The organism is uncultured Pseudoflavonifractor sp., from assembly GCF_944387275.1.
Lineage (GTDB): Bacteria > Bacillota > Clostridia > Oscillospirales > Oscillospiraceae > Pseudoflavonifractor > Pseudoflavonifractor intestinihominis.
The window spans coordinates 1-13,707 of the sequence record NZ_CALXEG010000057.1 but is presented as its reverse complement, the minus strand read 5'-3'; the positions used below and the strand labels follow the sequence as shown (position 1 = coordinate 13,707).

Genomic DNA, 13,707 nt, shown 5'->3' with positions numbered 1-13,707 from the left:
TTGCGGCTCTGCTCCCCTGCCTCACGGGCGGTGAGCACCCGCTCGTCCTGGTGGAGGTAGTACAGCCCGTTCCGGGGCACCCGGTCCAGGCCGTAGGCATGGCTGCCGTTGATTCCGGCCATCAGCCGGTCCTGGTACGCCTGCAAGCCTGCCTGGACCCGCTCGTACCAGGGCGCATCCGGGTCCACCTCTACTTTGGGAGCCGGTTCGGGCAGGCCCAATGCCTCCCGATAGGCCTCCTCATCCCAATGGTAGTTCATACCGGCCATAAGTCCCTTGCTGTACTCCTGTCCCTTCCGGTATCCGGCGTCCCAGTACGCCTCATTGCTTCGGGTATCCTCACGGATTCCATCCGCAAGCGACAACTCATACTCCACCATAAGCTGGGCGCCCTCGCTGGCGTTATACTCGTTTATGCCCTGGATTTTCGCTTTCGCCAGCATCTCTCCGGCTTTGACATACCCTTCTTCCGTTCCGCTGGCAATCGCCTCCTGATATGCGTCCGAGTTGAGCACAGCATCCTGGGCATCCCGGATAAATTGCTCTTTGCTGTTCTCCAGCTCTGCCTGCCATGCGCCGATAGCGTTATACGCCTCCTGCATGGCCGCTCCGCTTTCCCCGGTAAGCCAGTCAATTTCAGCTTGGTAGCCTTCCTTTCTGACTCTGTTGTACCCTTCGCCGTAGGCGTTGTCCATCTCGGCCTGAGCGTCAGACAACGTGGACTCCAGTCCGCTGAACGTTTGGGACATCTCGTTCATAGCTCCGGCATATTGTTCCAGCCCCTGTTGAATGATGCTGACCGCCTGGGTCCCTGAGATGGACCCCTTTGAGATCATGTCGTAGACCTCGCCCTGGGTCACCCCAAGACTGCCGGCCAGCATTCCAATAACGTCCACGCCCCGTTCCTGGAACATATTGAGGTACTCCAGGCTGGCCTTGTCGCTGGATTGCATTCGGCTCAGTGCCTGGGCCATAACGGTCATTCCGGATGCGTCCACGCCTACAGCGCTGCCTGCGTTTCCGATACCGGTCATCAATTCCAGCATCCGGTCCGTATCGCCTCCAAAACCTGTGGCCAGCGCCCGGGACATGGCCGTCAGGTCGCTGTATTCCATAGGCGTGGCCGCTGCCAGAGCACGGAGGTCCTCAAGATAACGGTCGCCCACGCCGCTTCCCAGAAGCTGATTAAACGCGATGGCATCCAGTTCCCGCTGCGCTGCAATGGAACTGCCGGAGGTAATGGAGGTTGCCATCTCCTCCATCTGTCCTTCCGTTGCCTCCTGAACATAACTCTTGAAGGCCTCATCCTGTGAGCTTCCCACAGTTGTGATGGCGTTAGCAACGCCAGAAAGGCCGCCCAGGGCTGCTCCAATGGCAATTCCGTGGGGCGTGCCGGTCATGGCTCCCATGGCTGCGCCGGAGGCAATCCCCGACAAAATGCCGCCCACCGCTGTGGCAGTGGGCTGGCCCACAGCGCTCTCCAGCACAAACCCGGCCAGCTGCGCGGCGGAATCACCCAGCATCTTGGTAATTCCCGCACTCTTCAGCCCTTCCATCAGCGCACTTCCGCCGTCTCCTGCCCGGTTGCTCAGCCTGCTCTCAGCGGAGGCCGCCGAGGTGACCTCTTTGTAGAGGTTCTTGTAGGCCGTGGCGTTGGCGTCGATGACGGTCCTTGTCTCCTCCATCTCCCGGCGCAGCCTGGTCTGCTCGTCGATGGCGTCATCCAGCGCCCCCTTGCTGGTCTCGTCCTTCAGCTTCTTGTAGGCCTGCTGGGCCTCCTTCACCTTGACGTTGCTCTCCGCCAGTTCCTTCTTCAGGCCGGACATCTTCTCGGTCAGCGTGGTCTGGGCCTTGTCGTAAGCCTTCAGGCTCTCCTCCAGGTCATCCATGGTCTTGTCAAAGGCCTTGGAGCTTCCGGTGATGGACTTGAGGGTGGGGCTCACCTCGTCGTAGAGCTTCATTACGATGCCTACTTCATCCGCCATGCTCTCACCTCCCGTTGACTTCCTATTTCTTTCTGCTATAATTAGGGTATAAACTGGAAAGGAGGACCTGTTTATGACACTTTGTCAACAGAGGGAACTGCTGCTGGACCGGATTGCCGCCCTGACGTCCTCCATCTCCGACCCCCGCATGGCGCCCATTCGTGATTTGGACCATGACGCACCGGAGCGGGCCTTTCTCACAGAGTTGGAGCAGCAGTTGGAAAAAAAGAAGGCCCAGCTAAATGCTCTGGACATTCAGCTTTCCCATACCGGTGCTCCCCGGACCCGCTTTCACCAGGAGTGTCACAGGTCACGAGGGCTCATCTGGCTGGGCGCGGTGTGTATGTGCCTGGCCACTGTTGCCGCCGGTGCTTTTCTGGACAGCCGACTGGCTGCTCTGGTAGGTATCCTCACTGTGGGCACGCTGGTATGGGCCGTCTGGTCATCCTCTCCCCCCAAGTAATGTATTTCTGCCGCCCCCATCCGGGGGCGGCTTTTTTGCTGTCCGCCCGGCTCACGACGGTTCGGACGCTTCCATCTCATGGAGGGCCATGCCCCAGGTCAAATCTCTGCCGCCGTGGCCCATGCCGTAGTACATCTCCGGCGTCCAGTGGTGGCGGGTGAACAGATAGAACACCAGATTCAACTCGGGGTCACCGCCCTCCTCTAGGCGTTTTTTACTTCTTCAATGGTCAGCCTGCGGTAGCCGCACAGCCGCTCCACGGCCCGGGCCAGGTCCTCAATCTCGCCGGGGAGCAGCATGGCCTTCACCGTCTCCTCCGGCGTAACGCCGCCGAACTTCTCCTTCAGGGCGGGGGATTTCAGGTCGGGCTCGGCGCAGCCGGAGAGCAGGATGCTGATATTGGCGTCCCCAGCGACGGTCTCCCGGATGCGCTGGACCTTGCCGTAGGGCAGGGCCCGCAGGGTAAAGACCACGTCGCTGCCGGTCAGCTCGCTCAGGCGCTTGACCTTGTAGCGGGCGGTGGGCAGCTGCTCCTGGACGTTGGGCAGCTCAGGCCGCAGCAGCAGGGACAGGATGTCGGTTTTCTCTTCGCTCATGTTATCCCTCCTCACTGTACCGCGATGGCGTCCAGCAGCTGGAAGCCAGTGAAGGTAAAGGGCGCCGTCACCTTGCCGCTGGTGGCGGCCTGCCAGTCGGCCAGAGTCAGGTCGGTGAACTGCACGCCGTAGTAGGCAATGCGCTCGGCGCCGGCGCTGTCCGGGTCGGCCAGGTTGGACACCACGGTGAACTCGGGTACCTGGCCGTCCTGAATGCCCTGGAGCTTCTGGATGAGACCGGAGTCCACCTTGTAGAGCGTCAGGGAGCCGGTGCCCTTGGCGCTCACCGGCTTGCTGGCCTCCATGAACTCTCCGCACAGGTTGATGGTGTCGCTGCTGACCTGGATCTTGCCCTGGCAGCCGTAGCACTCGGCCAGGCGCTCGGCGTCCAGCCACACCGCGCCGTAGGTGCCGTTGGGAATCCGCTTGGCGGAAAACTTGTTCTTTGCCATGCTCTCTCCTCCTTACAGGTTGTTGAATAGGACCTCAAAGTCCTCCATGGCGTCCACCAGGCGGCCGCCGCACTTGAGGAACACATAGCTGCCGGTCTGGTACTCCAGCACCTGCTGCTCGGTCAGGGTGGAGGTTTCCACGCCCTGGCTCTGGAGATACTGGAGCTGCCGGTTGTAGTCCACCTCCACGAAGCTCTCGCCGGCGGACAGGACACCCGCCTGCTCCAGCTCCAGGAAGTAGTTGTAGATGGCGGTCACCAGCAGCTGCTTGTTGTCGTAGGTGTTGGGGTACCGGCCCATCCAGCTGTTCTCGATGGTAGTGCGCAGGAAGTAGGTGATGAGGTCCATGCCCTCCACAATCTTGATTTTGCTCCAGTCCGCCTTCCCGGTGGCCGGGATGGTGGTGAGGGAGTTGACGCCCCGGGCGATTTTGGCCTGGATGCCGTCGTGGATGAGGATGAGCTTGCCGTTGTTGATGGCCTCAGTCTGCTCCTCGGTGGTGCGGGCCGTGACGGCGGTGAGCTCAGGCAGGGCGGCGTAGGTGCAGCTCATGCCCATGGGGATGCCCGCCAGGATGCCGGCGATGCGGCCGCAGTACTCGGCGGCAGTCACGGCGCCGTCCTTGTCGGTCATACCGCTCTCGTCCAGCTCGATGATGCCCATGTCGTCGCTGCCCGCCGCTTTCCAGGGCTTCACCAGCTTCACGGTGCGGTACATGGCCCGCTGGGCCTTGACCCACTCCACCAGCTTGGCCAGCTCCTGGTCGGTCACGTCAGGGGGGCCGGCCAGGTAGTCGATGGAGTACTGCTCGATGCTCTTCAGTCCGGCCTCCAGGGCGGTGGTGTCGTCGGTGCCGGTGGCGATGACCACCAGATACACCAGACTGGGGCCGCCCCGGTCGCTGCCGGTAAAGCACTGTCTGACATATTCCTTGTTTGCCTCCCCCAGCTTGGAGGGGATCAGGGCCTCGCTGCTGAGGGCGTGGACGCCGTTCTCCTGGGCGTCCCGCACGAACAGGGCCACATAGCCCTTCTTGCTCCGGTTGGCCACCTGCTCAGCCGCCTTCTCAAAGGCGATCTTCAGCGTGGGCAGCCCGATGGTTGCTGCCATGTCATTCACCTCTCATTTTGATTGCCGGGAATACCGGCGGAGATCTCTTTGATGACTTCGTACCGCTCCATCAGGGGCGCGGTCTCCTCCGGGTCCGTGTAGCCCGGGCGGTCGTCGCTCCAGGTCACCGTCAGGGTCACCTCGCAGAAATCCGGGCTTCCCTGTCCCCGGGCGGCCATGGCGGCGGGATGGCGGTCCTCCACGTCCAGGCACCCACGGGCAAACAGGCCCATGACCGTGTCCTGGCGGCGGTTCAGCTCCTCCCTGCTGCTGTCGTAGTAGGAGTCCACCTCCACGAAGCAGGTGATGAGGATGGTGGCCGTCTTGCGCACCAGCACCAGGTTCATGTCCTGATACTCTGTCTTTTGCAGCTCCACGGCGAAGGAGGGCCGCTGAAAGTCCTTGGGGAGCCGGTCCACATAGACCGGCTCCCGGAAGGTCTCCTCCAGCATGGCCTTCACACGGCTCATAACGGCGCTGCTCTCCATCAGTAGTCCACCTCGTCTCCAATCCGCTCCAGCACCCTGCTGGCCGCTCTGAGGGCGATGTCCCGGGCCTTGAGGCTGGCCCAGCTGTAGAACATGCGGCCCTGGACGTACTGCTTCCCGGTCCGGTCGTTGATCGGCGCGGTGTGGTCTCTGTTCCAGCGGGAACGGCTCCAGGCATAGGCCTTTGTGGGGTCAGCCTGCCGGGCGCCGTGCCCCTTCTCCAGCCACTTTGTGATCTGGTGGGATGTAACAGCTGCGCCGCGATAGGTGTGCTGCCGAAGCTCTTCACCCCGCTTTGTCCGGTCTCTGGACTGGGCTGATTTCCCCTTCACGGGGCTCACCGCCACATATCCTCCGCCGCTGCCCAGGCGAACCTCCTGCCAGGAGATCACGGTCCCCTTGGCGTCCTCCTCAAGATCCGCCGCTCTGATCTGGGCGTCCAGCTCCTGCTTCACGGTCTCGCCCATGGCCTCCACCGCCGCCCGTCTGGCCTCCGGGACCTTCTCAAACAGCGGCTCCCAAAACCTCAGAAACTGATCCAGCCGCTTCCTCTCAAATCGTACCCGTCCGCTCATTACAGATCAGCCCGCTTTCCAATCTCATACTCGTTTTTGAACTCGTCCAGCTCATGGGGGACCAGCACCTCCCAGGCGCTCCCCCTGGCTTCCACCAGGCAGCCGGGACGCAGTTTCACCGTCTTGGGGGTCACCAGCACCAGCCCCAGCTCATTGACCGACATGGGCCACTCCTGGCCGTGGCGGGCGTACTTCTCCGTCAGTACGCCGGGGAAGGTCATTCCGGCGACCGTCCCGTCCGCCCGCAGCGTTACGGTGTCCACTGTCACCAGGGCGGCCTGGACGTCCAGATGGGTCCTGTCCCGCTGGGTGACGCTGGTGAGATACAGGTGCTGCCCCTTCCACCGCAGGGCCTGGTGGAGGGTGAGGGGCCGCCTGCGGAGCACCAGCTTGGCGTTCCTGGCCCCGATGCCCACCGTGGAGAACAGGTTCCGGCCGCCGTCCAGCGTCACGGCGGCCCACAGCCGCCCGGCGCTCACCCACTCCCAGGTGTTCTCCGCAGTCTCCTTCAGCTCCAGCAGCTCCAGGCGCTGGTCCAGGCTGCCGGCGTCAATGTACCGCTCCATGCTTCTCCTCTCTCAGTCCGCCCCGGCTCATGGCCGGGGCGGTTTTTATCCTCCGGTGTCCGAATCGGACACCATGCCCTCCGTCAGCTTCAGCTGATTGAGCACTCGGCGGAAGGCCGGGTTCTCCGTGACCTGTCCGGAGGTCTCGGTCATGTCCCGGCGGTCCCAGGCGTCCAGCACCATGGCGTTGACCACCAGGTCGTACTGGGCGGCCCGGGCCGTACCGGTGGCGGGCGGGGATACCCCCGCGCCGTCCATATAGCCCACCGCCGCGTCATACAGCACAGGGATGACGGCCGCCACCTCCGGGTCGTCAGCGAGCTCGGTGAGCTTGCAGTAGGCCAGCAGCGCCGCCCGGCGCTCCTCTGTCAGGGCCATATCAGACCGCCAGCACCCAGCCGTTTCCGGCCGGCAGATACAGTCCGTCGGAGGCCGCCGTCACGCCGCAGACCACCTCCGCGTCCCCGTCATGCTGAAACTTGACCGCAACATAACGGCCATGCGCGGCGCTGGTCTTGCAGGCCACCACCGCCACCCTGGGGTCGGTGCCCTCCTTGTCGGTGAATTTGGCGGTCCCAATCTCCTGGGCATCGCTTCCGCCGCTGTCATCAGAGGCCAGGAGGGTGACGGTCAGGCTCTTATTGGCCCCCAGCGCCGCAGTGGAGAGCAGGAACGCCACCTCTCTCGCGCCGGATGCGTCCACATAGGCGGTGGTCTTGTCGGTGGTGGCGGCCACAGACTGGGGCGCAAAGACATTCTGGAACGCCAGTGCTTCACTGATACGGTTCATACTCTCTCCTCACTTTCTGTTCGCCAGCGCCACAAAGGGGCTGCGGGGCTTGGTGCTGTTCTTGATGGTCAGGGGCTTGCTCACCTTGGGCGTGCCGTTGCAGCGGAACACCATGCGGAAGCAGTTCTGGTCGGTGAGGAACTCCACATGGATGGACCAGTCCTGCTTGGCGGCGCCCTTGGTCAGCAGGATGTACTGGAAGGGGTCCACCAGCAGGATGTCGCCCTTGCTGCCCAGGGCGGAGCAGCTGTCCTCAAAGAGGACGGGTTTGTTGAGGACCCGCTGGGTGTCAAAGGCGCCCAGGCCGCCCTCGGGGTTCCAGAGGAACTTGGACTCGTCGCCGCTCTGGATGGCCAGCAGGGGCAGCTGCTCCTCCACGTCGGGGTGCATCAGCCACACCAGCCGCTCCCGGTTGCGGGGCATGGCGCTGGCCTGCATCTTCACCGCGTTGTTGCCCACGAAGGTATAGTTGGCCTGGGACTGCTCCTTGGCCACCGTGACAAGGGCGCCGGAGTTGATGAGGCCGAGGGGCTTGCCAACGCCGTCGCCGGCGATCACCGCCTCGGTCAGCAGGCGGTCGGCGGCCAGGGAGAAGCCGGTGGAGGCAAAGCCGGTCATGAACGCGGCGTCCTGGAGCATCTCATCGGTGCAGTAGAGGAAGCCCATCATCTTCTCCAGGTCCAGCTTCATCTCCCGGAACTGGGGCTTGCTGGCCGCCACGGTGGCCCCCTCAGCGGCCCAGTACATCTGCACGCCGCCGAATACGGACTTGCTCACGTCGGTCTCGTCGGCGCTGATCCAGCGCATGGAGTTGGCCGCGCTGGAGCAGGTATACCGGTCCAGCCGGTTGAGCAGGGGGCTGGCCTGGACCGCGCTCTCCAGGATAGCGCCGGCAAAGTCGGTCTGGATGGCAAAGCCGCCGTCCGCGCCCATGCTCTCATTGGAGCCCAGGACCGCGTTGTTCACCTGCTGGAGCCGTTTGTCCTCCACATGGTTCTTGCGGAATTTGTAGATGGCCGTCAGCTGCTCGCCGATGGAGGCAAAGGGCTTGTCCTCTCTGCCCCTGTCCTCCCTGGCGGTCTTGGGGCCGCTGTGCAGGACGCCGTCATAGACGGGCTCGGCGCTCTCCCGACTCTGCCTGGCCAGCTTCTCCAGGCTGGAAATCTGATTGTTGATTCCCTCCATCTGCTCGGTGATCTTGTCCACCTCGGCATAATTGCCCTCGTCGGCCAGGGTCTGGGCCCTATTGAGCAGCTGGCCCTTCTGCTCCCGCAGCGCGGTGATCTTCTCCATGAAGTCCATTGATTTTCTCCTTTCGTCAACCGTCAAAAATTTGCAAGTGCCCGCAGCTTTGCAAGGGCACGCTTTGCCTTTTCCCTGACCTCGCCCTCCCGGCGGCTGTCCGCCAGATGGTCCTGGTACCTCCGGCGCATGCTGGCCGTCAGCCGGATGCGGCTCCCCGCTGCCGCCACAAAGGCGGCGGGGTCCTCCTCTCCGCCGGGCAGGCCCACAATCTCGTCAATCAGGCCGTAGTCCAGGGCCTGGCTGGGGCTGATCCAGATGTTCTTGTCCATCAGGGCCATCAGCTCATCCCGGCTTTTGGCGCTGCTGTGGGCGGCGTATACCTCCAGCACGCAGTCCCGGGCGTTGCGCAGGGCCTCGGCGGAGCGGCGCATGTCGCGGTAATCCCCCTCCGCCGTGCCGCTGGGGTTATGGTAGCACAGCAGGGCCCCCGGTTCGCTCTGGATGGTCTTGCAGCCGGTGGCGGCCAGGGTGGCCGCGCTGGCCCCGTAGCCCTGGAAGAGGGCGGTGGTGTTTCCGGGGTAGCGGCGGAGCATGGAGCGAATCTCCGTGCCCACCGTCATGTCCCCGCCGGGGGAATTGATGAGCACCGTCACATCCTCCCCGCCGGCGGCATCCAGCGCCGCTTGGATGTCCATGGGGGCGGTGATGTCCCGGAAGCCCCACCAGCGGAGCACGTCGGCGGAGTCGTTGTCCCACAGCTCGCCGCGCAGTGCGATATCAGGCATTTGCATCCTCTCCTCTCAGTACGGACTCCAGAGAGCCCAGATTCTTGGTCACAAGGAACTGCTTCCCCAGTCCGCCCGGAACAGGGTTGAGCTCCTCTCTGGCCCGGCACTCGTCCGGGTTCATCACCGAGTGCTCAATGAGCTTCACATAGAAGTCGGCCCTGGTGTTGGGGTCGGCCCGCAGCAGCGCCTCCACCGTCCCGTGGACATAGACCCCGTCCCGCCTCTGTGCGGGCGTGGGGAGCTTCCAGGAGTCCTCGTTCTCGCACTGCACCACATAGGGCAGGAGCACGTCGGTCACATAGTTGAGCCGCTGCTGGGCGTTGCTGTTGTAGCTCTCCTTTCCGGTCTGGAGCATGTGCTTGGGCACCCCGGAAAACCGGGCCACCTCCTCCACGGCAAACTCCCGGCTCTCGATAAACTGGCTGTCCCTCTGGTTGAGGCCCAGGGGCGTGTACTTCATGTTATGGTCCAGGACAGCCACTGCAAAGGCGTCGTCCGACGCATAGGACTGGAACTCTGCCTTTACCTTGTCCCTGGTCTCCTTGCTGGCGTCGGTGTCAATCTCCACGATGCCGGAGAGCCGCGCCCCATTCTGGTAGAACTTCTTGCCGTACCGCTGGGCCATGGCGTCAACCGCGATGGCTTCCCGGGCCAGGTGCAGGAAGCCCCGGCCGTGAATCCCGTCATAGGTCTCAAAGAACAGAAACGACAGCTCATAGTTGGAGAACTTTTTCACCACGCCGTCCACGCTGTACTGATACCAGTACTGCCCGCTCTCGCTGTCCTTGAGGATGGAGCAGCACTCGGTGGGCAGCGGCAGGCGCTGCACGACGCGCCCGGCGCCGTCGCGCCGGTTCCACACCGCGCCGAAACCGTGCCAGAATGCGTTGGACATCAGCACCTTGCGCAGCATGAACGGGGACATGCAGTCGTTGGGCCGCACCTTCAGCACCATGCGGAGCTGCTCGTCGTCATAGGGGACCCGGGCGTCTCCGTCCTTCCTGTACGCGCCGAAGGGGATCAGGCCGAAGGAGTTGGTCAGGATGCGGTGGGCCGCCGCCACGGGGGACAGATGCTCCGCGTTGCCCTGGCTGCTCTTCATCAGCTCTCCGGCGGTGAATACCCGTTTGAACCATGCCTGCACATCGTCCCACCCGAGGACCTGTTCCGCCACGGAGGCCCTGGGCGCCTGCATGGCCTTCCCGAAAATCATCCTCTCCCTCCTCTCGACCTGGCGATGATAAAGGCGTAGACCGCCAGGCACACGCCGGCAGCCGCAAACCCGGCCGCCCGGCCAAAGGCCTCATGGGCCGCCGTCACCAGGCAGATGCCGGACGCAATCAGCAGCAGGTCGTCCAGGTACAGGGCAAACCACCTGGCCGCTGCTTTGACGGCCTTCCAAAGAGGCCCGCACGTTTTCTCTTTCATCTCACAGACTCCAATCACTGGACTGAATGTGCTCGTTGATATTGCTCCCCGGCGTCCGCTTCACCAGCACCCGGGCCAGCGCGTTCATGGCCGCCGCCACGGGGTCGATGCGCTCGGTGTCGTCCTTGTGCCGCTTGGAGAGCTTGATATCCCCGTAGTTGTTCTGGATCTCAATGGCGTTCTGGAGGCACCAGAGGGCCAGCGGGCTCTCCTCCATGACCACCCGGTCCTGGAGCAGCAGCTCCCGGAAGGTCTTGACCGCCAGGTTCTGCCCGGCACAGGTCTGGGCCACCTCCACGCAGAAGTCCTCCCGGTTCCGGTCCTCGTTCATGCGGATGGCCAGGTCGGTGGCGTTGTGGCCGTCGTAGTCCACCTCCTCCACCTGCCAGCCATGGTCCCGCTCGCCGGCACAAATCCAGTTGTACACATAGCTGTTGTCGGTGACGTCGCCGGGGGTGAGGGTGCAGTAGCCGCCCTGGGCCCAGAACTTGTAGGGCACCCGGTCGGTCTTCTCGTGGCGGTCGGCGCCGTTCTCCGGCATGAAGCCGTGCATTTTAATGGCGATGCGCCCGTCCGGCAGGTCGAACACCGCCGCCGCGCCGCTCAGGTCGATGCGCTTGCCCAGGTCGAAGCCGCAGTTGCAGGCCAGCCCATCGGTGAGGGTGGCGAAGTCCGCCGGCGGCACCATGGCCGCCCTGGCCTTGGCCATACAGTTCTCGTCCAGGTAGCGGTTGACGCTGCCCACCTGCCACAGGCACATCCGCCGGGTGAGGAACTTGCGGATCTTGTTGGGGTCGTTGGAGGCGTAAGCCGCGTTGTGCTCGTCCCGGATCTGCTTGAGCAGGATCTCACTGTACCGGCTGGGGTACCGCAGGCAGGGGTTGGGCTTGGCCCATGCCGCCTCGTCGTGGGGGTTGTCCCCCTCGTCCAGCTCCCGGATCATGACGAAATAGCTCTCGTCGGTCACCGTGGGGTCCTCCAGCACCCGCTTGGCGTACAGCTCCTCCTCGTAGCAGGGCTTGCTGCCCGCGTCGTCGCCGGCGGTGGTGATCACGTCCAGCAGGGACTGCTCCCGCTTGCCGAAGGAGTTGGTGCCCAGGTCGTAGATCTCCGAATTGGGGTGGGCGTGGTACTCGTCCACGATGAAGTAGGTGGGCGCGCCCGAGTCCTTGTTCTTGGTGTCCTTGGACAGGGCCCGCATGTACCCGCCCCGGGTCCGGTGGACAATGGGGTTGGACCGGGGCACCACCAGCCGCTTGGCAATGTTGGGGCTGGCCCTGGCGATCTTCTTGGCGTCACCCAGCACTCGCATGGCCTGGCTCCGGTCCACGGCGGCGCACTCCACCTCGGGCTCCTGCTCGAACCGGGCCAGCTCCGGGTGGTAGGGTGGGTAGATGGCGTCGCCGCACATGTGGTACAGGCCCTGACAGGACTTCTCGCTGGACTTGTAGTTGCCCCGGGCCCGCTTGTTGTAGGTGTGGGAGAAGCGCCTGGCGCCGGTGTCCTTGTGGACCCAGCCGTAGGTACAGCCCAGGTCAAACACCTGCCATGGCTCCAGCTGGATGGGCTTGCCCGCGTCCACGCCGCGCACCTGGATGCACTGGCCGAACCAGCGGATAATCCGGTCCGCCCGGGTGGTGTCGAACACGTAGGGGAAATCCTCCGTCCCCTGGCGTTTCAGGTCGTCCAGGTGACGCTGGCAGGCCAGGATCTCATACTTGCAGCACTGTTCACGCAGCCGCCCCTGGGTCACCTGCTTGGCGTAGACGCTGACGGGGTGGTGCAGGCCGGACTGCCATCTAGTCGCCATAGAGGTCACTGGCCGGGTCCGCTCTGGCCTCAGCTGCGGCCTGGGCCCGCTTCTGGGCCAGCCGCACCCGGCCGGAGGGGGTGAGCCCCAGCTTCTCCGCGTACTGGAGGATGTTCCGCTCCAGGGACTGCATCTTGCCGCTCACGGCGTCCAGCTTGGACACCGCGTCGGCCACCGCCTCCGGGTCGTCCTTGGCGTCCTTCAGCTTTCGGATAGCCTGGGCCAGCACCTTGCACTGGGTCTCGTACCGGGCCAGCATCACGCAGTAGACGCCCAGGGCATCGCTGTCCAGGTCGTCCAGGATGACCAGGCCGTCCATACGCTCCAGGACCTTCTTCCAGTACCGCCCGGCGGCGGCGTTTCTGGTCATGAGGGCGGGCCGTTCCATCCGGGACTCCCTGCCCCGGTCGGGGATAACGCCCTGCTCCGCCTGTTCCCGGAGCTGCCGCTCCTCGTCGGTCAGGTTCTTGTTCATGTTGTCCAGCGCCTTGGGCGGCGTCGGCATGCTCCTCACCTCCTGCCCCACGGGGCCGAAACCCTGATGGGGGACTATTTCTCACAATCGAGAGGCCGCGCGGTCTTCTGTCATCGCCCCTGAAACTTTTTTGGGGTCGGGGCGGGTCCGCAAGCCTTCGGCTTGCCCCGGGCGCGAGCGGCCATGCGCACCCGCGCGCCTGCGGGCATCCACGGGCGCGGACGTAGCCTCGCGCTCCGGCAGCCCCTCAGTTTTTGCCGTTTTCCCTGCGCTCCTCCGCCATCTCCCGGGCGGTCTTGCGGTTGTGGCAACGATCGCATAGGCTCTGGTGGTTGGCCGGGTCAATGAACATCTGCCAGTCGCCTTTGTGGGGCTTGACGTGGTCTACCACCGTGGCCCGGGTGCGGACGCCCCGCCTGGCGCACTCCCGGCACCACGGCTCCCGCAGCAGCTGGGCCGGGCGCAGGTCATCGGTCCAGATGCTCAGACTGTACCAGCCGTGCCACTCCGCCGACGCCCGGCGGGCGGCCCGCTTTGGCTTGTGCTTGGGACAGTAGCCGTCCCTGGTCAGTTCCCGGCATCCGGGATGGCGGCAGGGCCGGAGCGGCTTTAAGGCCACGGGCTATCACCTCCGGGCAAAACAAAAAGCCAGCGCCCGACCGCATCCCATTCTGGGATCATGTCGGGCTCTGGCTCTCAAAGCACTGGCCTCTGTCGATGTCTACCGTCACCGTGCGTTTGCAGTTGCGGCAGTAGACGATTAAGTTTTGCGCTGCCGTGTTCGGCTCCACACGGAGCACGCGCTTGTGGCAGCCGGGACAGATCAGCCATCCGTCCCTCACGATAAGTTTACCACACCCGCGGGATTCTTTCAACTTTTCCATGCAGTTTCTACCCCCTCTTACACTTGTTACACCTGGTTTCCAGACCGAATAA

Annotated in this window: 19 protein-coding genes; 1 reads left to right on the top strand and 18 read right to left on the bottom strand. The window is 64.0% G+C overall.

Annotated features, from left to right (window positions below; all coding sequences use genetic code 11):
- The coding region (locus Q0K23_RS11890) for a tape measure protein (protein ID WP_294522527.1) at positions 1-1,985 on the bottom strand (1,985 nt) is incomplete at its 3' end.
- A gap of 73 nt (positions 1,986-2,058) precedes the next feature.
- Here Q0K23_RS11890 and Q0K23_RS11885 point away from each other — a divergent pair.
- Entirely contained in the window at positions 2,059-2,448 is a 390-nt protein-coding gene (locus Q0K23_RS11885) for a hypothetical protein (RefSeq protein WP_294522524.1), read from the top strand.
- 51 nt (positions 2,449-2,499) lie between these two features.
- Here Q0K23_RS11885 and Q0K23_RS11880 read toward each other — a convergent pair whose 3' ends face one another.
- From Q0K23_RS11880 to Q0K23_RS11800, 17 genes are all read right to left on the bottom strand, one after another.
- Positions 2,500-2,631: a hypothetical protein gene (locus Q0K23_RS11880; protein ID WP_294522522.1), complete on the bottom strand. Its 132-nt coding sequence runs from the start codon at positions 2,629-2,631 to the stop codon at positions 2,500-2,502.
- Positions 2,632-2,651: 20 nt separating this feature from the next.
- Positions 2,652-3,044 carry a hypothetical protein gene (locus Q0K23_RS11875; protein ID WP_294522519.1) on the bottom strand — a complete coding sequence of 131 codons (393 nt, stop codon included), beginning with the start codon at positions 3,042-3,044 and terminating at the stop codon, positions 2,652-2,654.
- A gap of 11 nt (positions 3,045-3,055) precedes the next feature.
- Positions 3,056-3,496, bottom strand: coding sequence for a phage tail tube protein (locus Q0K23_RS11870; RefSeq protein ID WP_294522518.1), 441 nt, complete (start codon positions 3,494-3,496; stop codon positions 3,056-3,058).
- Between the two features lie 12 nt (positions 3,497-3,508).
- The gene (locus tag Q0K23_RS11865) at positions 3,509-4,606 is read right to left on the bottom strand and encodes a phage tail sheath subtilisin-like domain-containing protein (RefSeq protein WP_294522515.1); all 1,098 of its coding nucleotides are present in this window, start codon (positions 4,604-4,606) and stop codon (positions 3,509-3,511) included.
- A gap of 5 nt (positions 4,607-4,611) precedes the next feature.
- Positions 4,612-5,094: a DUF6838 family protein gene (locus tag Q0K23_RS11860; RefSeq protein ID WP_294522512.1), complete on the bottom strand. Its 483-nt coding sequence runs from the start codon at positions 5,092-5,094 to the stop codon at positions 4,612-4,614.
- On the bottom strand, positions 5,094-5,669 hold the full coding sequence (locus Q0K23_RS11855) for a hypothetical protein (protein ID WP_294522509.1): 576 nt from the start codon (positions 5,667-5,669) through the stop codon (positions 5,094-5,096). The genes Q0K23_RS11860 and Q0K23_RS11855 overlap by 1 nt, the downstream gene beginning before the upstream one ends.
- A complete protein-coding gene (locus Q0K23_RS11850; protein WP_294522506.1) occupies positions 5,669-6,235 on the bottom strand; it encodes a hypothetical protein in 567 nt (188 codons plus the stop codon). Before Q0K23_RS11850 ends, Q0K23_RS11855 begins: the two co-directional genes overlap by 1 nt.
- A 45-nt stretch (positions 6,236-6,280) precedes the next feature.
- The gene (locus Q0K23_RS11845; RefSeq protein ID WP_294522503.1) at positions 6,281-6,613 is read right to left on the bottom strand and encodes a phage gp6-like head-tail connector protein; all 333 of its coding nucleotides are present in this window, start codon (positions 6,611-6,613) and stop codon (positions 6,281-6,283) included.
- Position 6,614: 1 nt separating this feature from the next.
- A complete protein-coding gene (locus Q0K23_RS11840; protein WP_294522501.1) occupies positions 6,615-7,025 on the bottom strand; it encodes a hypothetical protein in 411 nt (136 codons plus the stop codon).
- 9 nt (positions 7,026-7,034) lie between these two features.
- Positions 7,035-8,327 carry a phage major capsid protein gene (locus Q0K23_RS11835; RefSeq protein WP_294522497.1) on the bottom strand — a complete coding sequence of 431 codons (1,293 nt, stop codon included), beginning with the start codon at positions 8,325-8,327 and terminating at the stop codon, positions 7,035-7,037.
- 23 nt (positions 8,328-8,350) lie between these two features.
- Positions 8,351-9,055 (bottom strand): ATP-dependent Clp protease proteolytic subunit, encoded by a 705-nt coding sequence (locus Q0K23_RS11830; protein WP_294522494.1) that lies wholly within the window; start codon positions 9,053-9,055, stop codon positions 8,351-8,353.
- Entirely contained in the window at positions 9,048-10,271 is a 1,224-nt protein-coding gene (locus Q0K23_RS11825; protein ID WP_294522492.1) for a phage portal protein, read from the bottom strand. Before Q0K23_RS11825 ends, Q0K23_RS11830 begins: the two co-directional genes overlap by 8 nt.
- On the bottom strand, positions 10,268-10,486 hold the full coding sequence (locus Q0K23_RS11820; RefSeq protein ID WP_294522489.1) for a hypothetical protein: 219 nt from the start codon (positions 10,484-10,486) through the stop codon (positions 10,268-10,270). The genes Q0K23_RS11825 and Q0K23_RS11820 overlap by 4 nt, the downstream gene beginning before the upstream one ends.
- A gap of 1 nt (position 10,487) precedes the next feature.
- Positions 10,488-12,296 carry a terminase large subunit gene (locus Q0K23_RS11815; RefSeq protein ID WP_294522486.1) on the bottom strand — a complete coding sequence of 603 codons (1,809 nt, stop codon included), beginning with the start codon at positions 12,294-12,296 and terminating at the stop codon, positions 10,488-10,490.
- A complete protein-coding gene (locus Q0K23_RS11810) occupies positions 12,286-12,801 on the bottom strand; it encodes a P27 family phage terminase small subunit (protein WP_294522482.1) in 516 nt (171 codons plus the stop codon). Before Q0K23_RS11810 ends, Q0K23_RS11815 begins: the two co-directional genes overlap by 11 nt.
- Positions 12,802-13,018: 217 nt before the next feature.
- Positions 13,019-13,390, bottom strand: coding sequence for an HNH endonuclease (locus Q0K23_RS11805; RefSeq protein ID WP_294522480.1), 372 nt, complete (start codon positions 13,388-13,390; stop codon positions 13,019-13,021).
- 58 nt (positions 13,391-13,448) lie between these two features.
- Positions 13,449-13,655 carry a cysteine-rich KTR domain-containing protein gene (locus tag Q0K23_RS11800; protein ID WP_294522477.1) on the bottom strand — a complete coding sequence of 69 codons (207 nt, stop codon included), beginning with the start codon at positions 13,653-13,655 and terminating at the stop codon, positions 13,449-13,451.
- Positions 13,656-13,707 lie beyond the last annotated feature (52 nt).

Coding starts and splice junctions, on each gene's coding strand:
- Q0K23_RS11885 (WP_294522524.1), top strand. CDS start 2,059: ATGACACTTTGTCAACAGAGGGAACTGCTGCTGGACCGGATTGCCGCC.
- Q0K23_RS11875 (WP_294522519.1), bottom strand. CDS start 3,044: ATGAGCGAAGAGAAAACCGACATCCTGTCCCTGCTGCTGCGGCCTGAG.
- Q0K23_RS11870 (WP_294522518.1), bottom strand. CDS start 3,496: ATGGCAAAGAACAAGTTTTCCGCCAAGCGGATTCCCAACGGCACCTAC.
- Q0K23_RS11865 (WP_294522515.1), bottom strand. CDS start 4,606: ATGGCAGCAACCATCGGGCTGCCCACGCTGAAGATCGCCTTTGAGAAG.
- Q0K23_RS11860 (WP_294522512.1), bottom strand. CDS start 5,094: ATGGAGAGCAGCGCCGTTATGAGCCGTGTGAAGGCCATGCTGGAGGAG.
- Q0K23_RS11855 (WP_294522509.1), bottom strand. CDS start 5,669: ATGAGCGGACGGGTACGATTTGAGAGGAAGCGGCTGGATCAGTTTCTG.
- Q0K23_RS11850 (WP_294522506.1), bottom strand. CDS start 6,235: ATGGAGCGGTACATTGACGCCGGCAGCCTGGACCAGCGCCTGGAGCTG.
- Q0K23_RS11845 (WP_294522503.1), bottom strand. CDS start 6,613: ATGGCCCTGACAGAGGAGCGCCGGGCGGCGCTGCTGGCCTACTGCAAG.
- Q0K23_RS11840 (WP_294522501.1), bottom strand. CDS start 7,025: ATGAACCGTATCAGTGAAGCACTGGCGTTCCAGAATGTCTTTGCGCCC.
- Q0K23_RS11835 (WP_294522497.1), bottom strand. CDS start 8,327: ATGGACTTCATGGAGAAGATCACCGCGCTGCGGGAGCAGAAGGGCCAG.
- Q0K23_RS11830 (WP_294522494.1), bottom strand. CDS start 9,055: ATGCCTGATATCGCACTGCGCGGCGAGCTGTGGGACAACGACTCCGCC.
- Q0K23_RS11825 (WP_294522492.1), bottom strand. CDS start 10,271: ATGATTTTCGGGAAGGCCATGCAGGCGCCCAGGGCCTCCGTGGCGGAA.
- Q0K23_RS11820 (WP_294522489.1), bottom strand. CDS start 10,486: ATGAAAGAGAAAACGTGCGGGCCTCTTTGGAAGGCCGTCAAAGCAGCG.
- Q0K23_RS11815 (WP_294522486.1), bottom strand. CDS start 12,296: ATGGCGACTAGATGGCAGTCCGGCCTGCACCACCCCGTCAGCGTCTAC.
- Q0K23_RS11810 (WP_294522482.1), bottom strand. CDS start 12,801: ATGCCGACGCCGCCCAAGGCGCTGGACAACATGAACAAGAACCTGACC.
- Q0K23_RS11800 (WP_294522477.1), bottom strand. CDS start 13,655: ATGGAAAAGTTGAAAGAATCCCGCGGGTGTGGTAAACTTATCGTGAGG.